This window comes from Streptomyces sp. NPDC107498 (genome assembly GCF_055582805.1).
Map to the genome: position 1 here is coordinate 39742 of NZ_JBVJPE010000031.1, position 21999 is coordinate 61740.

A 21999-nucleotide genomic window follows, 5' to 3' on the forward strand; every position below is an offset into this window, starting at 1 on the left:
TGGTCCAGAATATTTGATCTTCACGGGCCGGGCGCGACGTGGCATCGTCGCGACGTAAGCGGCAGTGCCGGTTCGTGGGGAAGAGCCGAGTGCCGGCATGCGCCGCGACCGGGTGCGACCCCGCTCGGCGGCAAGGTCGCCCTCTGTCATGCCCATGAAGAAGCACTGCCTCGCGATCGAGAGATTGTCAGGCAACATGCCCATGTCCAGAGACGTCGGCCGGCGCCGGCGTCGCATGCGGGACGCCCTCACCCGGGCCACCAGCGCGACCGCGCTGGTCACCGCCACGGCCGTACTCACCGGCCTCGTCCAGGCCACGCCCGCCGCGGCCGACACCACCCCCGAGACCGACACCGGATACACCCGCAACAGCATCGGCCAGGACCGGCGGCTCGACCGCTGCCTCGCCGGTGTCGCGCTGCACGTCGGCGGCCCCCTGATGAAGGCCAAGGCCGTCGAGGGGCTCACCGGCACCGAAGAGCAGCTCCGCGAGGCCATCGGGGACCGGGGATGGATCGGCTTCGGCCCCCTCGGCCAGGCCTCCGACGCCGACAAGGAGGCGCGAGACGCCCAGTGGGCCGCGGAGACGGCCCGCACCACGGCCCTCGACGAGGCCAACAAGCCCTACCGCGAGTCCGCCTGGGCCAGCGACCAGATGGAGTGGCACGCGCCGAAGTTCGCCGACGCGATCACCCGGCACGCCGTCGTCGCCCAGACCGAGCTGGCCTGGCGCCTCGGCAAGGACGAGCACAGCAAGGCGAGCCCCGAGGCCGTCGCGCGCGCCAAGGCCGTCACCGAGGAGAACCGCGGCAAGGACGACTGGCACGACTGGGCCGCCGCCGACATGCTGCGGGACAGCGACGTCGCCTGGGACTACTTCGGCGGCACGACGTCCAGCGACATCGCCTCCTACCTGAGGCGCGGCGGCTACGCCGTCGACACCCCCGCCAAGGACTCCGCCGCCTACCGCGTCGAGGTCGAGGACCTCAAGCAGGCCTGGGCCGCCTGTGACTGGCAGAACCCGGTCGACCCGCGACGCAAGCTCAACGAGCCCGTCATGGACGCGATGGTCGAGTGGGAGCAGGAGTACGCCGGACAGGCCACCCAGCGCGCCGCGATCATCAAGGCCGAGGTCGAGGCCTCGGTGGCGGCCCGCGAGACCACCGACCTCATGATCCGGTCCATCGAGCAGGCCTGGTTCGCCGACCAGATCCTGACCTGGCGCAAGTACTGGACGGACAAGCTCGCCCAGGACCCGGACACGATCTTCGAGAAGCCCGACCAGGCGTTCTACGACAAGGCCACGGCCGACCTGGCCAAGGTCCGGACCGACGTCACCGCCCTCGTCGCCTCCGCCAGGGCGCAGGCCGCCAAGGCCGCGACCGCCGCGCAGAAGGCGTCGACCGCGCAGCAGGAGGCCTGGGGCGTCGCCGACGCGACCCACGTGCCGCGCGGCCGGGGTCTGATGTACGCCCAGCAGTCCGTCCAGGTCGCCCGCGCCTCCTCGGCGGTCGCCGCGGCCGCCGCGAAGGCCGCCGAGACCGCGCTGAACGCCGCCAACGCGACGATCGCCACCAGCGACACGCTGCTCGCCAAGGCGCAGACCGAGTCGCACGCGATCGACACCGAGTTCCGCCGCGTCGCCGCCCAGGAGGCCGCCGCCCAGGCGAAGGCCGCCGCCGACAGCGCCGAGGCCAACGCCACGGCCGCGGCCGAGAGCGCGAAGACCGCGAAGGCCGCCCGTACGACGGCCGAGGACAAGCGCGACCGGGCCAAGGCCGCCGCCGGCACCGCCGCCACCGAACGGGCCAAGGCCCAGACGGAGCAGGCCACCGCCGTCGCCTCCCGCGCCAAGGCCGCCGCCGAGCGCGCCAAGGCCGCCGCGGCCGAGCAGCGCGCCACCACCCAGCAGACGACGGCGACCGCCGCCGACACGGCCGCCGGGACCGCGACCGCCGACGCCAGGACCAAGCGGACGCTCGCCGACGCGAAGGCCAAGGCCGCGCAGACCGCGCGCGAGAAGGCCGTCGTCGCCCTCCGGGCCAAGCAGGCCACCGCCGCCCGCGCGGCCGCCCTCGAAGCCGCGGCCACCGCCGCCGAGGGCACCGCGGCCGCCACCGAGACCCGTACGGCCGCCACCGCCGCCCGTACGGCCGCCACCGAGGCCGCCCAGGCCGCCACCGCCGCGCAGACCGCCGCGGACCAGGCCACCGCCGCCGCCGTCACGGCCCGCTCCGCCGCCACCACGGCGGAGGGCGCTGCCGCGCGCGCCCGGTCGAGCGCGAGCACCGCGTGGTCGGCGTACCGCACCTCCCTCGGTGAGGCGTCCACCGCGCACGCCGCCGCGGCCACCGCGCTCGACGCGTCGCAGGACGCGGCGATCCGCGCGGACAACGCCGCCACGGCGTCGGAGAACGCCACCGGACTCGCCAAGAAGGCCGAGCAGGAGGCGACCGCCGCCGGCACCGGAGCAGCCGAGGCCGTGAAGGCGGCCGGGACCGCCGCGGGCCGCGCCTACGCCGCCGGTCAGGCCGCGCTCGCCGCCCGCGACAGCGCCACGGCGGCGGTCACCGCCGCCGGCGACGCCGTCTCGTACGGTGCGCCGTACCAGGAGAAGGACAGCGCGGCCGCGTTCGCCGTGCTCGTCGGCCAGTCGACCAAGACGGTCGCCGAGCAGCAGGCCGCAGCCGCCGAGGCCAAGGCCGCGCAGGCCGCGGAGGCCGCGGAGTCCGCGCAGCAGACCGCCGCGCAGGCCACCGGGGACGCGAAGCTCGCCGCCGAGGTGGCCGCCGCCGCCGCGGCGGATTCGGCCCGCGCCGTCGAGGCCGTCACCCGCGCCCAGGCGTCCGCGGCCGAGGCCGCCGACGCGCAGCAGGGCGCGAAGACCGCCTCCGACACCGCCGCCGACCATGCCGTGCAGGCCGGGAACGACGCCGCCTCCGCCCGCCTCACCGCGGACGCGGCGAGCGACGCGGCCACCGAGGCCGACCGCGAGGCCACCGACGCCGAGCGGCACGCCGCCGAGGCGAACGGGAAGGCCGGCCGGTCCGCCGACGCGGCCGAGGAGGCCGCGGAGAAGGCGGCCGAGGCCGAGCGGGACGCCAAGGACGCCGAGGACAGGGCCGGCGACGCGGCGGGCGACAGCACCGCCGCCGAGGAGGCCGCGAAGAAGGCCGAACAGGAGCAGCGCGAGAAGAACGAGGCCGCGCACAAGGCCGCGCTCGCCGAGGGCACCACGCCCATCGAGGGCGGCGCGAGCAACTGGCCGGTGCTCGGCGAGCGCGAGGAGGGGATCCTCCTCGACGCCTGCGGCCAGACCTGCGTCGACGACTACCGGAAGGGCCTCGCGGCCGTCTCCGTGAACGTCGTCGAGTGGGCCGACGCCAACGGCGGGAAGATCCTCTTCGAGCAGCTCGACGCGGGCAAGGCCAAGGCCTGCCTGGCCGGGTCCGACGTCGACGACTGCCTCTGGGACCTGGTCGACATCCCGTCGTCCGCCGTGATCGTGGGCCGCGTTCCCGCGCTCGCCCAGGCGATCGAGAAGGTCTCCGACGGCATGCGGACGATCTTCCGCGATGCCGACGACGCCCTGCGCCGGCTCAACGAACTGACCGCCGTCATCAGCGAAGCCCGCTCCACCCCGCGCCTCAACCGGTGCCTCGCGGGTGTCGCCCTGCACGCCGGCGGCGCCAAGACGAAGACCCTGGCCATCCAGGGCCTGACCGGCGGCGACGCCCAGCTGGAAGCCGTCGTCGGCGAGCGCGGCTGGATCGGCTTCATGCCCCTGGGGCAGGCCAACGCCCAGGACCGCGAGGCCGGTTACGCCTACCTGGACGCCTTCGCGGCCCAGAAGGCGATCCTGGAGGACGCCAACAGGCCGTACGCGATGAGCTCGTTCGACGAGGGGATCACGCTGCACGCGCCGGAGTTCGGCGCCGACATCAGCGCGTACACGGCCGCCACCCAGGCGAAGCTGGCGGAGCGCATCGGCTGGGACGCGCACACCAACGCGAGCCCCGAGGCGATCGCCAAGGCCCGGCAGATCACCGAGCAGAACCGCGGCAAGGACAGCTGGCACGACTTCGCGGCCGACATCATGCTGCGGGACTCCAACGTCGACAACACCCGCTTCTTCGGCGGCACCACGTCCTCCGACATCGCCACGTACCTGCGGCACGGCGGCTTCCCCGCCGGAAAGGTCACCGAGGGCACGCCCGAGTTCCGCGTCGAGGTCGAGGGCCTCAAGCAGGCGTGGGCCTCGTGCAACCACGCCGACCCGGTCGACCCGCGCAACGCCCTGAGCGAGGCCGTCTCCCAGGCCTCGGCCGAGTGGGAGGCGGAGTACGCCGGTCAGGCCGCGCCGCGCGCCGTCATCATGCAGGCGGAGGCCGACGCCGCCGCCGCGACCCGGTCCGCCACCGCCGCCATGATCGAGGCCATCGGCCAGGCGTGGCGCGCGGACCAGATCCTGCGCTGGCAGAAGTACTGGCACGACCAGCTGGAGGCCGACCCGCACCACATCCTCAAGCCGAAGCAGGCCCTCTTCGACAAGGCGAAGACGGACCTGGCGAACGCCCGGGGCAAGGTCCAGGCGCTGGTCGCCACCGCCAAGGACCAGGCCACCGCCGCCAACGCCGCCGCCCAGCGCGCGGTGACCGGCCAGCAGCAGGCCTGGGCCATCGCGGACGCCTCCGAGGTGCCGCGCGGCCGGGGCCTGATGTACGCCCGGCAGTCCGTCCAGGTCGCCCGTGCCTCCGGCGCGGCCGCGACGGCCGCCTCCAAGGCGACCGAGACGGCCCTGAACGCGGCGAACGCCACCGTGTCGACGTCCGAGGCGCTGCTCGCCCTGGCGAAGACCGAGGCGCACGCCGTCAACACCGAGTTCCGCCGCATCGCCGCCCAGGAGGCCGCCGCCCAGGCGAAGGCCGCCGCGGACAGCGCCGACGCCTACGCGGCCTCGGCCGCGAAGAACGCGGAGACCGCGAAGAAGGCCAAGGAGACGGCCCTCGCGGAGGAGCAGGACGCCAAGGACGCGGCGGCGAACGCGCAGGCGCAGCGTGCCGTGGCCGAGCTGGAGCGCGCCAACGCGGCGGCCTACCGGGCCACCGCCGAGCGCGAGCGGGACAAGGCGGCGGGCCACGAGGCCGACGCCGTCGCCCAGGGCCGGATCGCGAGCCAGGCCCGCACCTCGGCCGAGGCGGCGGGATCCACGGCCTCGTCCAAGCGGGCCGTCGCCGAGCAGGCGGAGCGCGACGCGGTCGCCGCCCGTGACAAGGCCCTCGAGGCCGAGCAGCGGCGGGACTCGCTGAACGCGAAGGCGGCGGCCCTGGAGGCCAATGCCGCCGCAGACGAGGGCACGGACGCGGCCGGAGCCTCCCGTGCCGCCGCGACCGACGCCCGTGCCGCCGCGAACACGGCGACCACGGCGGCCACCGAGGCGCGCGCCTCGGCGAACGCGGCCACGGCCGCGGCCACCAACGCCCGCGAGGCGGCCACCAAGGCGCAGGGCGCCGCGTCCCGCGCCAAGGCGGCGTCCGACAGTGCCTGGGCGTCCTACTGGGTCGCGGCGGGTTCCGCCGCGGCGGCGCACGCGGCGGCGGCCGAGGCCATCGACGCCTCCCAGGCGGCGGCGGCCGACGCCAAGGGCGCCAAGGAGCAGTCGGAGAAGGCCTCGGCGGCGGCGAAGGTCGCCAAGACGGAGGCCGCGGCGGCTCGTTCCGAGGCGGCGCAGACCGCCGCCTGGGCGGCGACCACGGCGGGCAAGGCGCTCGCGGCGGTGCAGTCCTCGCTCGCGGCGCGTGACTCCGCCGCGGCGGTGACCAAGCCGGCGAACGAGGCGATCGCGCTCGGCGGCCCGTTCCAGGAGGTCGACAGCTCCGCCGCGTTCGCGGTGCTGACCGGCCAGCAGTCGCTGACGATCGCCCAGCAGCAGGCCGCCGTCGCGGCGGCCACGGCCGACCAGGCCCAGGCGATGTCCGCCGAGGCGAAGGCGCTGGCCGACCGGGCCGCGGCGGACATGAAGCTCGCGGCGCAGGCCTCGGCCTCGGCCGCGGCGGACGCGTCCCGGGCGGCCAAGGCGTACCAGCGGGCCCAGGAGTCGGCGGCCCAGGCCGCGAAGGACGCCAGGGAGGCCCAGGCGGCTGCCGGCCGCGCCGACGGCTACGCCATGGCGGCCGGCGAGGACGCCCTGGCGGCGTGGTCGGCGGCGACGGACGCGCAGTCGGACGCCAACGCGGCGGACGCGGCGGCGACCGAGGCGGAGAAGGACGCCGCCAACGCCCGCGCCGTGGCCACCAAGGCCGAGGAGGACGCCGCCAGCGCCCGTGCCACCGCCACCAAGGCGGAGGAGGACGCGACGGCGGCCGAGACGGCCGCGGCCGGTGCCAGGGACGCGGCGGAGGAGGCCCAGGCCGCCGCGGACCGCACGGAGAAGAGCGGCAGCGCCGAGCAGATCTCGCAGGGCGTCACCACCGGGATCGGCGACGTGTGGGCGGTCCTCGACCACATCGAGTACATCGGCGAGCCGCAGAACGTCGTCAAGGACAACTGCAACCCGATCATCCACATCGGGGACTGCAAGATCACGGCGACCGTCACCTACAAGTCGCACACCGACGTGTACATGTGCGCGGCCAAGTCGGAGGACTACGCGACGACCACGGGCACCTGCCCGAAGGACGACACGATCTACCTCGGTCCCGACGTCTCGAAGGAGCCCGTGACCGAGCGGCTCACCACGGTTCTGACGATGACCGAGTTCAACTCGGGCATCGACCCGGTCGACATCCTCCTCGGCGACTTCATCGGCTGCGCGAAGCTGCTCACCCCGGGTCTCTCCGGCGGCAGCTGGGGCGACTGCGCCTGGGCGGCCAGCTGGTTCGTCGCGGGCCCGCTCTTCCGGGCCGGCAAGGCCGCGGTGCAGGCGCTCGACGCCTCCCTCCGGATGGGCGTCGGCTTCATGGACGCCTATCGGGCGCTCCGCACCACCGGTCTGACCGAGGCCGCCATCCAGGGCATCATCAGCCGGATCTTCCAGAAGCTCGGCAAGGCGTGCGAGGTCGCGGACACCGCGACCTTCAAGCTCGCGTCGTTCTCCATCGCGTCGTCCGACTCCGACGTCGTCAAGAAGTGCACCGAGGTCCTCAAGGACATAGTCAAGGACGGTGACCACGTCGTCCTCGGGGTCAACCCCCACTCGGACGAGCTGGCCAAGTCCCTCGGCGGCGGCGCGGACACGTTCAACAACAAGGTGTACGGCACCGAACTGCCGGCCAGCATGGGGATGGGGTCGCGCGCCCTGTGGACGGTGGGCGTCGAGCGATCGGTGATCAACCCCAACGTGAGCATCTCGGTGTCCCTGGACGGTGTCGAGGGCGCCAGGACCGCGAACGAGGCGCTGAGCAAACTTCTGGCGCGAGGGGAGACGATCCCGGCCAACGACTGGAGCGTCGTCCAGGCCGGCGGCTACGGAACCGCATGGGAGATGATCAAACTCCGCACGGCCGTCCGCATGGAGTACCGCACCTGGGATTCCATCAAGTGGTACATGAAGGTGCTCGACGAGGAGACGGGCAAGATGGTGCCCAAGCGGGTCTACCCGGATCGCTTCACGTACCCCAACGGAACGCCTGTCGACTGAGGAGGGGAGAGCAGTGACGGATTTCGTCCGGGAAGGGCGGCTCTTCAGAGTGAGCGGGTTCGACCCCTCGCACCGCCGGCTCTTCCTGATCAGCGAGGCCACGCTCGTGGACCGGACCACGACCAGGGTCGAGGTCTCCTTCGGGCACGTGGAACTGATGTTCCTCAAGCCCCTCTACCGGAACGGGCTCCACATCCGGCGGGCGACCGCCGCCGAGTTCGGCGTGCTCAGCGAACGGCACGGCATTCCGGCGGCGGACGCCGAGTACACCTGGATCCTGGATCCGGACGGCGAGAGCTTCGTCGTCAGCTCCCATCCGAGCTGGCGGGAGGCGGAGTACGCCCTGATGGGTGAGCGGGAGTCGTTGTACGACGGCCCCTGGCCGCCGGAGTTCCCGGTGGAATCGGGCAGCGTCGGCTGACCGTGGAACGAAAGGGGGCCGTCCCCGGTGCGGATGCACCGGGGACGGCCCCCTCTCCTTTTCGCTTCTTCGCGCCGGCGGCGTCAGCCCCGCGCGTCCGCGATCTTCTCCAGCTGGGCCTTCACCACCGGCTCCGGGATCGCCGCGTGGTTCGGGTCCAGCATGTTCACGCCGTAGAAGGCGGCGACGACGCCGCCGCTGCGGACCACGGTGTACGTCATCGGGACCTTCTGCTTGCCGATGTCGCCGGTGATCCGGTAGGCGACGGTCTCGTCGGCGCCCGCGCCGAGCTCGGGGGCCGGGAGGCTCCCGACCTTGCCGTAGGTGAGGCCGAGGGTCTTGAAGCCCTTGGGGCAGGCGGTGACGGCGGCGCGGAGCTCGGTCATGACGCGGGTGGCGTCGGCCTCCGAGTGGGAGGCGAGCCACATGGAGCCGACGGTGGCGTTCTTGGCGTCGACGGGCTGGAGGGAGCGGTGGGCGGTGGCCACCGCGGGGAGGTGGGTGAAGCCGCCGATCAGGCTGGCGAGGGGCTGGCAGGCCTTGGTGTCGGCCTTCATGCCCCGGCCGGCCTCGACCTCGGCCTTGGCGACCTTCTTGGCGTCGAACCCGGCGTTCTTCCCGGTGAGGGCGGCCTTTTCGAGCTGCTCGCCGTCGAGTGCGCCGAGGCGCTTCGCCTCGGCGGAATTCTTCTCGTCGGCGCTCGGTGCGGTCGCCTTCGGCTTTTTGTCGCCGGATTCCGCGGATTCTCCGCTGCAGGCGGAAGCCAGGAGCAGGGCCGGAACGACGGCGACGATCGGAAGGGCCCTGTGCAGTCTCATTTTCTTTTGCTTTCCTGGCGTCTCTCGCGGGCGAAGAACAAACGAAATGATCTTACCGGCGGTAGGAGAGCCTCCTCATTACGTTTTGGCTTCGGCGGAGCGAGTGGTGCGGTGTTCAGCCCTCGTCGGACGTGTCCGTCAGCTCCGTGAGTTCCCGCTCCATGTTCTCCCGGGCCTTCTCCTCCCAGACGGCCGCCCCGTACGGGGTGCGGAAGAGGCGGGGGAGGTCGAGGAGGTGGCGGAGGACGGCGGCGCGGCCCTTGCGGAATTCCGGTTCCGGGACGAAGGCGTACTCCTCGCGGACCGCCGCCGCATACCCCCGGTACGTATCGGGATCGGTGGCCAGGATCGCGAGGTCCGCGTCGCAGAGGGCCTCGCCGTTGAGGTCGCCCGGGGCCGGGTCGTGGGTGGTGGTGAGGCGGACCAGGCGGGCCACCTCGGTGACCTCGTGCGCGGTGAGGCCGGCCTCGGTGAGGGCCTTCTCGGCCAGGGCCGCCGAGCGTTCCTCGTTCTCCGAGCGGTCCGGGCGGTAGACGGCGTCGTGGAACCAGGCGGCGAGCCGTACGAGTTCCAGCTCGCCGCCCTCCCCGCCCTGGTCGGTGAGCTCGTCGACGCGGTCGAGTACCGCCCGGAGGTGGGTGACCGTGTGGTAGCGGCGCTGCGGCTCGGCCCAGCGGGACAGCAGGTTCCGGCCGTACGGCGCGGGGTCGGGGCCTTCGCGGCCGGCGCGGGCGGCGAGGAGGGTGGTGTTCCACCGCCGCAGTAGGTCCGGGTCCAGGGCCAGGTCCCGGGCGTGCTCTTCCTCGATGGTCATGAGGGCATTCTGCCCGCCCGGGGGGTGCGGAGCGAGTGCTTCCCACGCCCCCTCATCCCCCTCTTACATACCCCCCATGGGTATGCTACGGTGCTCCGCACAGGTACCCCCTAGGGGTATACGGCAGCGAGTGAAGGGTCAGGGCAATGTCAACCGTCAATCCCCGGCGCTGGTGGGCACTTGTCGTGCTCGCCGCCGCTCAGTTCATGGTCATCATGGACACCTCGATCATCGGGGTCGCGCTCCCCGAGATGCAGAAGGACCTGGGCTTCTCGCCGAGCGAGCTCCAGTGGATCTTCAACGCCTACGTGGTCGTCTTCGGCGGCCTGCTGCTCCTCGGCGGACGCCTCTCCGACCTCGTCGGAGCCCGCAGGATCTTCGTCTCCGGCTGGGCGGTCATGATCGCCGGTTCGGTCGTGGCCGCGGCCGCGCAGACCGCCTGGGTCGAGATCGTCGGCCGCGCCGTCCAGGGCGTCGGCGGCGCGCTGATCGCGCCCTCCGCCATGACCCTGCTCATGATGCTCTTCATGCACGACCCGAAGGAGCTCGGCAAGGCGATGGCGCTCTACGGTGCCGCCGCCCCCGCCGGCGGCACCGCGGGCGTCTTCCTCGGTGGCGTCTTCACCGAGTGGGTGAGCTGGCAGTGGGTCTTCATCATCTACATCCCGATCGGCCTCGCGACCCTCGCCGCGACCAAGCTCCTCCCGAACGTCGACTCCCGCCGCGGCTCCGTCGACGTCCTCGGCGCCGTCGCCGTCACCGCCGGTCTCGCGCTCGCCGTCTTCGCCGTCGTCCGGGCCCCCGAGGTCGGCTGGGGCGCGACCGCCACCGTCCTGGAGCTGGCCGGCGCCGCCGTCCTGCTGATCCTCTTCCTCGTCGTCCAGAAGGGCATCCGCGAGCCGCTCATGCCGCTCTCCGTCTGGCGGGTCCCGCGCCTCGGCTCGGCCAACCTGGCCATGACGCTGCTCGGCGCCGCGTGGATCCCGATGTGGTACTTCCTCAACCTGTACCTCCAGCAGGTCCTGGGCTTCGGCGCCTTCGAGTCCGGCGCCGCGCTGCTCCCGATGACCGTGCTCCTCATGATCTTCATGACGGCCATCACGGCCCGGCTCATGATGAAGGTCGGCGCCAAGCCGCTCATCGCGGGCGGTCTGCTGGTCCTCGCCGCCGGTCTGGTCTGGCTCGCCGCCGTCGGGCCCACCGGCACCTTCCTCGTCGACGTCCTGCCGGCCTCGCTGGTCGCCGCGCTCGGCATGTCCCTCGCCTACATCCCGACGATGATGAGCGCGATGGCCAACGCCCCGCAGGAGCAGGCCGGTCTCGCCTCCGGCATCGTCAACACCACCTACAACGTCGGCTCCGCGCTCGGCCTCGCCGCGCTCACCGCCGTCGCCATGTCCCAGGGCGCCGACCAGCTCGGCAACCTGCCGAAGCTGACGGACGGCTTCTCCTCCGCCTTCATCGGCGCCGCGATCGTCGCCGCCGTCGGCGGCGTCGTCACCCTCCTCGTCATGAAGGGCGACAAGGCGGTCGCGGCCGGGGTCGCCGCCCCCGCCCCGGAGGCCGAGAAGGTCTCCGCCTGAGCCCCGCCCCGAAGGGGCCGCCCGATGTCCGCCCCCGGACGTCGAGCGGCCCCTTTCCCGTACTCGGAAGGAAGAGAAGTGGAGCTGAACACCCGCGCCGTGCACGTCTTCAACGAGCCCTTCCCCAGCGGCAGCCGGCCGCTCTCCGTGCCCCTCGTCCAGTCCTCGGCCTTCGCCTTCGACTCCGCCGCCGAACTCGCCGACGCCATGGCCGACCCCGACGGCCGGTACGTCTACGGCCGCCGCGGCAACCCGACCGTCCGGGCCCTGGAGCAGACCCTCGCCGGGCTGGAGGGCGGGGCGGGGGCCATCGCCTTCGCCTCCGGCATGGGCGCCATCAGCGGGGTGCTCCTCGCCCTCCTGCGGCCCGGCGACCGGGTGGTCGCCCAGCGCTGTCTGTACGGGGGGACGCACGCGGTCCTGTCGGACCTGGCCGAGCGGTACGGGATCGAGGTCGTCCGGATATCCGGCGACGACCCGGCCGAGCTGGAGGCCGCCGCGGTGCACCCCGCCACCCGGCTCCTCGTCCTGGAGACGATCGCCAACCCCACCGGCCAGGTCCCGGACCTGCCCGGACTGCTCGCGGCGGCCCGTGGCCTCGGGGTGACGAGCCTGGTCGACAACTCGCTCGCCTCGCCCGTGCTGTGCCGTCCCCTGGAGCTCGGCGCCGACGTCGTCGTGCACTCCACCACCAAGTACCTCTCCGGGCACTCGGACGTCCTCGGCGGCGCCGCCGTCTTCGCGGACGACGGACTGCGCCGCCGGGTGTGGCCCCGCACGGTCGAACTCGGCGCCTGCGCGGACCCGTTCGCCGCCTGGCTCACCCTGCGCGGGATCCCCACGCTGCCGCTGCGGATGCGCGAGCACTGCGCCAACGCCGCCGCCCTCGCCGAGCTCCTGGCGACCCGCGCCGGCGTCACGGCCGTCCACCATCCCTGGCGCGTCGGCCATCCCTCGTACGACACCGCCCGGAAGGTCCTCGCGGGCGGCGGCGGGCTGCTCTCCTTCGAGCTCGCCGGGGGCCGGGAGGCGGGCCGGGCCTTCATCGAGCGCGTACGGCTCGCGAAGCTCGCCCTCTCGCTCGGCGGCGTGGAGACGCTGGTGGCCCATCCGGCGTCCACCTCCCACCGCGAGCTGGACGCGGACGCCCTCGCGGCCGCGGGGATCGCTCCCGGGCTGGTGCGGATGTCCGTCGGCATCGAGGACGTCGAGGACCTGTGGTCCGACATCGAACAGGCCCTCGCATAGGCCTTCTTTTGGGTTGACAAAATAAAGGGTCGATTCGTAGATTTGGAGGTGCCAGGGAAAGACCACTCCTAGGTCAAGGGGGGCGCGCGATGCGCTACTTCGAGGACTTCCGGCCCGGCGACGTCCACGAACTGGGCACCGTCACCGTCACGACGGAGGAGGTGCTGGAGTTCGGCAGGCGCTTCGACCCGCAGCCCTTCCACACGGACCCCGAGCTCGCGAAGGACTCCCCGTTCGGCGGTCTGATCGCGAGCGGGTTCCACACGCAGTCGATGTTCATGCGCCGCTACGTCGACGGCCTGCTCGCCTACAGCGCCTGCACGGGCTCGCCCGGCATCGACGAGGTCCGCTACCTGCGGCCCGTCCGCCCGGGCGACGTCCTCACCGCGCGCGTCGAGATCCTCGGCGCCACCCCGTCGCCGTTCCAGCCCGCCACCGGCACCGTCAAGCCGCGGTGCACGCTCGTGGCCCCCGACGGGACGGCCGTGTTCAGCATGATCCTGCACAGCATCTTCCGCCGGCGCCCCGCCGACGCCGAGGCCGGCCATCCGTCGTCGATGCCCGCGGCCGAGGACCCCGTCGCCTGTGGGCGACCGGCCAAGACCTGTGCCCCGGCCATGAGCGCCTGACGGACCGTCCTCCGTCGGGGCCCTGAACACGGCCGTCCGAATCTCCGCAACCCAAGTGAAGGGGGACCTCCTGTGGAGGCCGTATCCCGCACCGCCCAGTGGACCGCCGCCGCGCGCGCCCTGGAGACCGAGCGCGAGGACCGGCTGTTCGCCGATCCCTACGCGCGCACCGTCGCCGACGAGATCGGCTTCGAACTGCTCGCACGCTACGACGGGGGCGGCATCGTGCCGTTCCTCGCCATCCGCACCACCTACCTCGACCGGGCCGTCGTGAAGGCGGTGGAGGAGCGCGGCATCCGGCAGGTCGTCTTCCTCGCCGCCGGCATGGACACTCGCTTCTTCCGGCTGCCCTGGCCCGACGGCGTCACCGTCTACGAGCTCGACCGCCCGGCCCTCCTGGAGGCCAAGGCCGAGATGCTGAAGGACGAGCCGCGGCCCGCCGGCCGCACCCGGGTCACCGTCCCCGTCGACCTCACCCAGGACTGGACCGGCCCCCTGAAGGAGGCCGGCTGGAAGAGCGAGGAGCCGGTCCTGTGGGTGGTCGAGGGCCTGCTGTTCTTCCTGCCCGAGCAGGCCGTGCGGACCCTCATCTCGACCCTCTCCGCGCACGCCGCGCCCGGCTCCGTGCTGCTCGGCGACGTCATCTCCAAGTCCGCCCTGGAGAACCCGCTCGCCCGCACCTTCATGAGCGCGCTCGAGGAGGACGGCAACCCGTGGCTCTTCGGCACCGAGGAGCCCGAGGCGCTGCTCGCCGACTGCGGCTGGGACGTGCGCGAGGTCAGGCAGCCCGGTGAGGACGGCGCCTCCTTCGAACGCTGGCCCTACCCGGTTCCGGCCCGCTCCGTCCCGCGCGTCCCCCGCTCCTTCCTGTTCACCTGCGACCTGCCGACGCACGAGGAGGAGAAGGCCGCATGAGCGCCCACGACTTCCACCAGCGGGTCATCACCGACGCCGGTGCGGCCGTGCGCGGTCTGACCGTCGCCCTCGGCGAACGCCTCGGCCTCTACAAGGCCCTCGCGGAGCACGGCCCGCTCACGGCCGGGCGGCTCGCCGCCGAGACCGGCACGAACGAGCGGTACGTCGAGGAGTGGCTGCACGCCCAGCTCTCCGCCGGGTACGTCGAACGGCACCCCAGCTCCCTCACGTACACGCTCCCCGCCGACCACGTCGAGGTCCTCGCCGACCCGAAGGCCGTCACCTACGCCGCCGGATTCTTCACCGCCCTCAAGGCGCTGTACGCCACCGAGGACCTGCTCGTCGAGGCGTACCGCACCGGCGAGGGCGTCGGCTGGGCCGAGCACGACGCGGCCCTCGACACCGGCATGGGCTCCTTCTTCCAGCCCACGTACGAGCACAAGCTCGTCCCGGACTGGCTGCCGTCCCTCCACCAGGTCACGGAGAAGCTGAGGAACGGCGGCGCCGTCGCCGACGTCGGCTGCGGCGTCGGGCACACCACCCTCCTCATCGCGAAGGCCTTCCCGAACGCCACCGTCCACGGCTTCGACTACTCGGAGGAGGCCGTCTCGATCGCGCGGGAGCTCGCCGAGGAGGCCGGTCTGTCCGACCGGGTCGTCTTCGAGGTCGCCTCCGCCGACGACTACCCCGGCTCCGGCTACGACCTGGTGTGCTTCTTCAACGCCCTGCACGACATGGGCGACCCGGTGGCCGCCGCCCAGCACGTCCACAAGTCCCTGGACGCGGACGGCACCTGGATGCTCGTCGAGTCCAACGTCTCCCCGCAGGACATCGACGCCCAGACCCCCGCCGCCCGCATGTTCATGGCCCTGTCCGCCGTGATGTGCCTGCCGGTCGCGGTCGCGCAGCGCGGCCCGCACGCCCTCGGCAACCACTCCGGCGAGAAGGCCTTCCGCGCCATCGCCGAGGAGGCCGGCTTCACCCGCTGGCGGCGCGCCACCGAGACGCCCGTCAACGCGGTCTACGAGGTCCGCCCGTAACCCCCTCCGAAGGAGCGAGATCATGGGCGTCGCCGCCCCCCTGCCGGTCACCGACCGCTTCATGGAAGTCCTCAGCCGCCTCAGCGAGCGCTCGGTCGAGGACTACTACAACCCGTACCAGACCTTCCAGTGGCCCGAGACGCTGGAGGAGAACCGTTTCTGGATGACGCCGGAGCTGCTCACCGTCTACGGCACCGAGCACTACGACACCCTCGGCGAGGAAACGCTCCGGCGCCTGTCGAAGTGGGAGTCCGTCAACTTCTACAGCCTCAACGTGCACGGCATCCGCGAACTCCTCATCGAGGTCGTCGGCCGCATCCACATGCCGGGCTTCGAGGTCCCCTCGGACTTCTTCCACCACTTCATCGGCGAGGAGAACGAACACATGTGGTTCTTCTCCGAGTTCTGCCGGCGCTACGGCCACAAGATCTACGGCTCCACCGCCATGCGCGCCGACGCCGCCTGGGAGCCCGAGGTCGAGAACTTCCTCGTCTTCACCCGCATCCTCTTCTTCGAGGAGCTCGTCGACCACTACAACTCCCGGATGGCGAAGGACGAGTCCCTCTGCCACACCATCCGCGAGGTCAACCGCATCCACCACCAGGACGAGTCCCGCCACATCGCCTTCGGGCGCGAGCTGGTCTCCCTGCTGCACCAGCGGATGTGCCAGGCCGTGAGCGCCGACCGGGTCCGCGAGGTCGAGGCGTACCTCAAGCGGTACGTCGTCTACAGCGTCAACTCCCTCTACAACCCCCACGTGTACAAGGACGCCGGCATCGCCGACCCGCTGGCCCTGCGCAACGCGCTCATCGCCGACGGGTCCCGCCGCGCCCACGAGCGCAAGTCGATCCGCAAGCCGCTCGGCTTCTTCCTGAAGACCGGCATCTTCTCCGACGACACCCTGCCCGTCCTCTGAGCGACACCCTCACCCGAGAGGTGCACCGACCATGACCTTGACGACCCCCGAGACCGTCGGGGAGACCAGGGGCCTGCCCTCGCTCGGCCCGGAGGGGACCCGCCTGCTGCGGCTCCTCGACGACACCTTCGAGGGCTGGGGGGTGGCCGCGGGCGCCCGCCCGATGACCATGCCCCCGCTCCTGCCCGCCGCCGACCTGGCCAAGCTCGACTACTACGACAACTTCCCCCACCAGGCCGTCGTCGCCGCCCCGCTCGACCTGGAGCGCCGCGCGACCACGCCCTTCGACACCACCGCCGGCCGCTTCCCGAACGCCGCGCTCGAACCCGCCGCGCTCGGCCTGCCCTCGGCGTCCTGCTACGCCGTCTACCTGACCCACCAGGGCACGCGGGTCGCCGACGACACCCTCGTCACGATCTGCTCCTGGTGCTTCCGCAAGGAGACGCACTACGAGGGCATGCGGCGCCAGCTCGGCTTCCGCATGCGGGAGGTCGTCGCCCTCGGCGGCCGTGAGCACGCCGAGAACCACCTCGCCGAGTTCACCACCCGCATCCAGTCCTTCGCCGCCGCCCTCGACCTGCCGCTGCGGCGGGAGGCCGCCTGCGACCCCTTCTTCGACAAGGGCAGCTCCAAGGCGGTCCTCCAGCGGCTCACCCCGGTGAAGTACGAGTTCCTGTACGAGGACCTGGCGATCGCCTCGGTCAACACGCACCGGAACTTCTTCGGCGAGCGCTGCGACATCACCCTCGCCTCCACCGGCGGGCCGGCCTTCACCAGCTGCGTCGCCTTCGGCCTGGAGCGCTGGCTGTCCGCGCTGACCCGGCGCCACGGCAGCTGGGAGTCCGCCACCCGGGCGGTGCTCGACGCCTCCCGCCGGGTGTCGGACGGCGCGAGCGGCGCGGCCGGGCCGGTGATCTGACGTGCCGGCCCGTCCCGCCGCCCCGCCGGCGGGCGGCCTGGGGTGGGCGAACCTCGGCATGGACATCGTGTCCGTCAACCGTGTCCGCAGGCTCCTCGCCCAGTACGGGGAGCGGTTCTTCGAGCGGATGCTCACCCCCGGCGAGCTCGCCGACTGCCGCACCTCCTCCGGGCTCGACGTCCTGAGCCTGTGCGGGCGGATCGCGGCGAAGGAAGCGGCGTTCAAGACCTTGCGGGTCAGAGGCAGGTTCCTGCCGTGGCCGGACATCGTCGTGCGGCGCTCCGAGGGCGGCTGGCCGCTCGTGGAGCTGCACCGGACGGCCGCCGAGATGGCCGCGGAGTCCGGCATCACCGAGATCACCGTGTCCATCAGCCACGACGTGGACTACGCGGTCGCGGTCGCGGCGCCGATCATCGCCCCCACCCCCCACGCATCCAGCATTCCCAACGAGCAGTAGCGAAAAGGAGAGCAACCATGGCCGACGGCCTGCAGACGGTGAAGAACTGGATCCTCGAGCGTCACCCCGAGCGCGACGACATCGCGCCCGACCTCGACCTGATCGAGAACCGGCTCATCGACTCGCTGTCCTTCGTCGAGTTCGTCTTCCTCCTGGAGCAGGAGAGCGGCACCACCATCCAGATGGAGACCCTGGAGGTCGACTCCATCCGCACCCTCGGCGCCATCGAGCAGCACTTCTTCACGGCGAAGGTCGAGGTGGGCCGGGCATGAGCCGCCGCCTCTTCACCTCGGAGTCCGTGACCGAGGGCCACCCCGACAAGATCGCCGACCGGATCAGCGACACCGTCCTCGACGCGCTGCTCGCCGAGGACCCCTCCTCGCGGGTGGCGGTCGAGACCCTGATCACCACCGGCCAGGTGCACATCGCCGGCGAGGTCACCACCAGCGCGTACGCGCCGATAGCCCAGCTGGTGCGCGACGCCGTCCTCGACATCGGCTACGACTCCTCCGCGAAGGGCTTCGACGGCGCCTCCTGCGGCGTGTCGGTGTCCATCGGCGCCCAGTCGCCGGACATCGCGCAGGGCGTCGACACGGCCCACGAGGCCCGCGTGGACGGCGTGGACGACGAGCTCGCCTCCCAGGGCGCCGGCGACCAGGGCCTGATGTTCGGCTACGCCTGCGACGACACGGCCGAGCTGATGCCGCTGCCGATCGCCCTCGCCCACCGCCTCTCCCGGCGGCTCACCGAGGTCCGCAAGGACGGCACCGTGCCGTACCTGCGCCCCGACGGCAAGACGCAGGTCACCATCGAGTACGACGGCGACCGCCCGGTCCGCCTCGACACCGTCGTCGTCTCCTCGCAGCACGCGGCCGACATCTCCGTCGACGGCCTGCTCACCCCGGACGTCCGCGAGTACGTCGTCGAGCACGTCCTGAAGCAGCTCGTCGAGGAGGGCGTCAGCCTGGAGTCCGACGGCTACCGGCTCCTGGTCAACCCGACCGGGCGCTTCGAGGTCGGCGGCCCGATGGGCGACGCCGGACTCACCGGCCGCAAGATCATCATCGACACGTACGGCGGGATGGCCCGCCACGGCGGCGGCGCCTTCTCCGGCAAGGACCCGTCGAAGGTCGACCGCTCGGCGGCGTACGCCATGCGCTGGGTCGCGAAGAACGTCGTCGCGGCGGGTCTGGCGAGGCGCTGCGAGGTGCAGGTCGCGTACGCGATCGGCAAGGCCGAGCCGGTCGGCCTCTTCGTGGAGACCTTCGGGACGGGCACGCTCCCCGACGAGCGGATCCAACAGGCCGTGAGCGAGGTCTTCGACCTGCGGCCGGCGGCGATCATCCGCGACCTGGACCTCAAGCGGCCGATCTACGCGGCGACGGCGGCGTACGGCCACTTCGGCCGCGAGCTCCCCGAGTTCACCTGGGAGCGCACGGACCGGGTGGAGGCCCTGAAGACGGCGGCGGGGGTCTGAGGGAGATGCGCATCGCTGTCACGGGATCCATCGCGACCGACCATCTGATGACCTTCCCCGGCCGGTTCGGCGAGCAGCTGCTCGCCGATCGGCTCGACCGGGTCTCCCTGTCGTTCCTCGCCGACAACCTGGAGGTCAGGCGCGGCGGAGTGGCAGCGAACATCGCCTTCGGACTCGGCGTCCTCGGTCTGCGGCCCGTCCTCGTGGGCGCGGTCGGCGCCGACTTCGAGCCGTACCGGGTCCGGCTGAAGGACCACGGCGTGGACACCGACTCGGTGCGCGTCAGCGAGTCGCTCCACACCGCCCGCTTCGTCTGTACCACCGACCGGGACCAGAACCAGATCGCCACCTTCTACGCGGGGGCGATGGCCGAGGCGCGCGAGATCGACCTCCGCGAGGTCGTGGCGCGCACCGGCCGCCCGGAGCTGGTCCTGGTCTCCCCGGACGACCCCGAGGCCATGCTCCGGCACACCCGCGCCTGCCGTGACCTGGGGATCCCCTTCGCCGCCGATCCGTCGCAACAGCTGGCGCGGCTCGACGGGGGAGAGGTGCGGGAGCTGGTGGACGGGGCCCGGTTCCTGTTCACCAACGAGTACGAGACGGCGCTCCTCCTGGAGAAGTCCGGTTGGCCGGAGGCCGAGGTGCTGCGCCGCGTCGGCACCTGGGTCACCACGCACGGCGAGGCCGGCGTCCGCATCCGCGGCGAGGGCCGGGCCCCCCTCTCCGTACCCGCCGTGGAGGTCCCCGTCGTCGTCGACCCGACCGGGGTCGGGGACGCCTTCCGGGCCGGGTTCCTCGCGGGGACGCTGTGGGGCGTGCCGGAGCGGTGCGCGGCGCAGCTGGGCTGCGCGGTCGCGTCGACCGTCCTGGGCTCCGTGGGGACGCAGGAGTACCGGCTGCACCGGGACCCCCTCCTGGACCGGATCAGGACGACGTACGGCGCCGGCTGCACGGAGACGCTCGTCACCCGCCTGGGGGGGCTGACATGAAGCCGTCCGGGGGGACACCCGCGAGGCCGTCGCTCAGGGAGGAGTTCGCGAGGCGGGTCGTCGTCGCCGACGGGGCGATGGGCACCATGCTCCAGGCCGCCGACCCGTCGATGGACGACTTCCGGCAGCTGGAGGGTTGCAACGAGATCCTCAACCTCACGCGCCCCGACGTCGTCGCCTCCGTCCACGACGCCTACTTCTCGGTCGGCGTGGACTGCGTCGAGACCAACACCTTCGGGGCGAACCTGGCCGCGCTCGCCGAGTACGGCATCGAGAACCAGGTGTACGAGCTGTCCGAGGCCGGGGCCCGGATCGCCCGCGCCTCCGCCGACGCGCACACCGCCGCCGACGGCCGCCCCCGCTGGGTCCTCGGCTCCATGGGGCCCGGTACGAAGCTGCCGACCCTGGGCCACGTCACGTACGAGCCGCTCCGGGACGCCTTCCAGCAGAACGCCGAGGGCCTGATCCGCGGCGGCGCCGACGCCCTGCTCGTCGAGACCTCGCAGGACCTGCTCCAGACGAAGGCGGCCGTCATCGGCGCCCGCCGGGCCCTGGACTGGGTCGGGGTGGACCTGCCCGTGATCGTGCAGGTCACGGTGGAGACGACGGGCACGATGCTGCTCGGCTCGGAGATCGGCGCGGCGCTCACCGCCCTGGAGCCGCTCGGCATCGACATGATCGGCCTGAACTGCGCCACGGGCCCGGTGGAGATGGCCGAGCACCTGCGGCACCTCTCCCGGCACGCCCGCGTCCCGATCTCGGTCATGCCGAACGCGGGCCTGCCGGTCCTGACCTCCGACGGGGCCCACTACCCGCTCTCGCCGGCCGAACTGGCCGACGCACAGGAGCGGTTCGTGCGGGAGTACGGGCCGACCCTGGTCGGCGGCTGCTGCGGGACGACCCCGGACCACCTGCGGGAGATCGTGGCGCGGGTGCGCGGCGCCGCCGTGCCCGACCGCCGGCCGGTCTCCGAACCCGGCGCGTCCTCCCTGTACGGGCACGTGCCCTTCCGGCAGGACACCTCGTACCTGGCGATCGGCGAGCGGACCAACGCCAACGGTTCGAAGAAGTTCCGCGAGGCCATGCTGGAGGCCCGTTGGGACGACTGCGTGGAGATGGCGCGGGACCAGATCCGCGAGGGTGCGCACATGCTCGACCTGTGCGTGGACTACGTGGGTCGTGACGGCGTCGCGGACATGCGGGAGCTGGCGGGGCGTTTCGCGACCGCCTCCACCCTGCCGATCGTGCTGGACTCCACCGAGGTGGAGGTGTTGCGGGCCGGTCTGGAGAAGCTGGGCGGCCGGGCCGTCATCAACTCGGTCAACTACGAGGACGGCGACGGCCCCGAGTCCCGCTTCGCCAAGGTCACGGCGCTCGCGAAGGAGCACGGCGCGGCGCTGATGGCGCTCACCATCGACGAGGAGGGCCAGGCGCGGACGGCCGAGCACAAGGTCGCCGTCGCCGAGCGCCTCATCGAGGACCTCACGGAGAACTGGGGCATCAGGGAGTCGGACATCCTCATCGACACCCTGACCTTCACCATCTGCACCGGTCAGGAGGAGTCGCGCAAGGACGGCGTCGCCACCATCGAGGCGATCCGCGAGCTGAAGCGCCGCCACCCGGACGTCCAGACCACGCTGGGCCTGTCGAACATCTCCTTCGGCCTCAACCCGGCCGCCCGGATCGTGCTGAACTCGGTCTTCCTCGACGAGTGCGTCAAGGCGGGCCTGGACTCGGCGATCGTCCACGCGTCGAAGATCCTGCCCATCGCCCGCCTGGAGCCGGAGCAGGTGCAGGTCGCGCTCGACCTGATCCACGACCGGCGCCGGGACGGCTACGACCCCCTCCAGCGCTTCCTGGAGATGTTCGAGGGCGCCACGGCGAAGTCCCTCAAGGCCGGCAAGGCGGAGGAGCTCCTCGCCCTCCCGCTGGACGAGCGCCTCAAGCGGCGGATCGTCGACGGCGAGAAGAACGGCCTGGAGGCGGACCTGGACTCCGCGCTGACGGAGAGGCCCGCCCTGGAGATCGTCAACGACGTGCTCCTCGACGGCATGAAGACGGTCGGCGAGCTGTTCGGCTCCGGTCAGATGCAGCTGCCGTTCGTGCTCCAGTCCGCCGAGGTGATGAAGACCGC

Annotated in this window: 16 protein-coding genes; 14 read left to right on the forward strand and 2 right to left on the reverse strand. The window is 72.4% G+C overall.

Going from position 1 to position 21999, the window contains the following annotated elements; translation table 11 throughout:
- Positions 1-196 precede the first annotated feature (196 nt).
- Together ACZ66Z_RS33770 and ACZ66Z_RS33775 are read left to right on the forward strand one after the other, a co-directional pair.
- A complete protein-coding gene (locus ACZ66Z_RS33770; RefSeq protein ID WP_469939541.1) occupies positions 197-7639 on the forward strand; it encodes a polymorphic toxin type 27 domain-containing protein in 7443 nt (2480 codons plus the stop codon).
- A 13-nt stretch (positions 7640-7652) separates the two neighbouring features.
- Positions 7653-8060, forward strand: a complete 408-nt coding sequence (locus tag ACZ66Z_RS33775; protein ID WP_469939542.1) for a hypothetical protein — start codon at positions 7653-7655, stop codon at positions 8058-8060.
- Positions 8061-8143: 83 nt separating this feature from the next.
- Here the strand turns inward: ACZ66Z_RS33775 and ACZ66Z_RS33780 are convergent, their stop codons facing one another.
- Together ACZ66Z_RS33780 and ACZ66Z_RS33785 are read right to left on the reverse strand one after the other, a co-directional pair.
- Complete coding sequence (locus ACZ66Z_RS33780) at positions 8144-8878, reverse strand: hypothetical protein (protein ID WP_469939543.1); 735 nt, start codon at positions 8876-8878, stop codon at positions 8144-8146.
- A gap of 115 nt (positions 8879-8993) precedes the next feature.
- Entirely contained in the window at positions 8994-9692 is a 699-nt protein-coding gene (locus tag ACZ66Z_RS33785) for an HD domain-containing protein (protein ID WP_469939545.1), read from the reverse strand.
- Positions 9693-9838: 146 nt separating this feature from the next.
- Here ACZ66Z_RS33785 and ACZ66Z_RS33790 point away from each other — a divergent pair, with 146 nt between their 5' ends.
- The 12 genes from ACZ66Z_RS33790 to ACZ66Z_RS33845 all read left to right on the forward strand — a co-directional run.
- Entirely contained in the window at positions 9839-11275 is a 1437-nt protein-coding gene (locus ACZ66Z_RS33790; protein ID WP_469939546.1) for an MFS transporter, read from the forward strand.
- 78 nt (positions 11276-11353) lie between these two features.
- A complete protein-coding gene (locus ACZ66Z_RS33795) occupies positions 11354-12523 on the forward strand; it encodes a trans-sulfuration enzyme family protein (RefSeq protein ID WP_469939548.1) in 1170 nt (389 codons plus the stop codon).
- A gap of 89 nt (positions 12524-12612) precedes the next feature.
- The gene (locus tag ACZ66Z_RS33800) at positions 12613-13152 is read left to right on the forward strand and encodes a MaoC family dehydratase (protein WP_469939549.1); all 540 of its coding nucleotides are present in this window, start codon (positions 12613-12615) and stop codon (positions 13150-13152) included.
- 72 nt (positions 13153-13224) lie between these two features.
- Positions 13225-14067 carry a class I SAM-dependent methyltransferase gene (locus ACZ66Z_RS33805; protein ID WP_469939551.1) on the forward strand — a complete coding sequence of 281 codons (843 nt, stop codon included), beginning with the start codon at positions 13225-13227 and terminating at the stop codon, positions 14065-14067.
- Entirely contained in the window at positions 14064-15107 is a 1044-nt protein-coding gene (locus ACZ66Z_RS33810; protein WP_469939552.1) for a class I SAM-dependent methyltransferase, read from the forward strand. The genes ACZ66Z_RS33805 and ACZ66Z_RS33810 overlap by 4 nt, the downstream gene beginning before the upstream one ends.
- 22 nt (positions 15108-15129) lie before the next feature.
- Positions 15130-16023 (forward strand): diiron oxygenase, encoded by an 894-nt coding sequence (locus tag ACZ66Z_RS33815; protein WP_469939553.1) that lies wholly within the window; start codon positions 15130-15132, stop codon positions 16021-16023.
- Between the two features lie 31 nt (positions 16024-16054).
- Positions 16055-16942 carry a class-II aminoacyl-tRNA synthetase family protein gene (locus tag ACZ66Z_RS33820; RefSeq protein ID WP_469939555.1) on the forward strand — a complete coding sequence of 296 codons (888 nt, stop codon included), beginning with the start codon at positions 16055-16057 and terminating at the stop codon, positions 16940-16942.
- Position 16943: 1 nt separating this feature from the next.
- Positions 16944-17399 (forward strand): holo-ACP synthase, encoded by a 456-nt coding sequence (gene acpS, locus ACZ66Z_RS33825; protein ID WP_469939556.1) that lies wholly within the window; start codon positions 16944-16946, stop codon positions 17397-17399.
- A 17-nt stretch (positions 17400-17416) separates the two neighbouring features.
- The gene (locus ACZ66Z_RS33830) at positions 17417-17671 is read left to right on the forward strand and encodes a phosphopantetheine-binding protein (RefSeq protein ID WP_469939557.1); all 255 of its coding nucleotides are present in this window, start codon (positions 17417-17419) and stop codon (positions 17669-17671) included.
- Positions 17668-18876: a methionine adenosyltransferase gene (gene metK / locus ACZ66Z_RS33835; RefSeq protein ID WP_469939558.1), complete on the forward strand. Its 1209-nt coding sequence runs from the start codon at positions 17668-17670 to the stop codon at positions 18874-18876. Before ACZ66Z_RS33830 ends, metK begins: the two co-directional genes overlap by 4 nt.
- 5 nt (positions 18877-18881) lie before the next feature.
- The gene (locus ACZ66Z_RS33840) at positions 18882-19865 is read left to right on the forward strand and encodes a carbohydrate kinase family protein (RefSeq protein WP_469939560.1); all 984 of its coding nucleotides are present in this window, start codon (positions 18882-18884) and stop codon (positions 19863-19865) included.
- Positions 19862-21999, forward strand: a 2138-nt coding sequence (locus ACZ66Z_RS33845) for a homocysteine S-methyltransferase family protein (protein ID WP_469939562.1), incomplete at its 3' end; no start/stop codon positions are given. The genes ACZ66Z_RS33840 and ACZ66Z_RS33845, both read left to right, overlap by 4 nt.

What these genes read in the sequence shown, in the direction of transcription:
- ACZ66Z_RS33770 (WP_469939541.1), top strand. Translation starts at nt 197, where the DNA reads ATGCCCATGTCCAGAGACGTCGGCCGGCGCCGGCGTCGCATGCGGGAC.
- ACZ66Z_RS33780 (WP_469939543.1), bottom strand. Translation starts at nt 8,878, where the DNA reads ATGAGACTGCACAGGGCCCTTCCGATCGTCGCCGTCGTTCCGGCCCTG.
- ACZ66Z_RS33785 (WP_469939545.1), bottom strand. Translation starts at nt 9,692, where the DNA reads ATGACCATCGAGGAAGAGCACGCCCGGGACCTGGCCCTGGACCCGGAC.
- ACZ66Z_RS33790 (WP_469939546.1), top strand. Translation starts at nt 9,839, where the DNA reads ATGTCAACCGTCAATCCCCGGCGCTGGTGGGCACTTGTCGTGCTCGCC.
- ACZ66Z_RS33800 (WP_469939549.1), top strand. Translation starts at nt 12,613, where the DNA reads ATGCGCTACTTCGAGGACTTCCGGCCCGGCGACGTCCACGAACTGGGC.
- ACZ66Z_RS33810 (WP_469939552.1), top strand. Translation starts at nt 14,064, where the DNA reads ATGAGCGCCCACGACTTCCACCAGCGGGTCATCACCGACGCCGGTGCG.
- ACZ66Z_RS33815 (WP_469939553.1), top strand. Translation starts at nt 15,130, where the DNA reads ATGGGCGTCGCCGCCCCCCTGCCGGTCACCGACCGCTTCATGGAAGTC.
- ACZ66Z_RS33820 (WP_469939555.1), top strand. Translation starts at nt 16,055, where the DNA reads ATGACCTTGACGACCCCCGAGACCGTCGGGGAGACCAGGGGCCTGCCC.
- ACZ66Z_RS33830 (WP_469939557.1), top strand. Translation starts at nt 17,417, where the DNA reads ATGGCCGACGGCCTGCAGACGGTGAAGAACTGGATCCTCGAGCGTCAC.
- metK (WP_469939558.1), top strand. Translation starts at nt 17,668, where the DNA reads ATGAGCCGCCGCCTCTTCACCTCGGAGTCCGTGACCGAGGGCCACCCC.
- ACZ66Z_RS33840 (WP_469939560.1), top strand. Translation starts at nt 18,882, where the DNA reads ATGCGCATCGCTGTCACGGGATCCATCGCGACCGACCATCTGATGACC.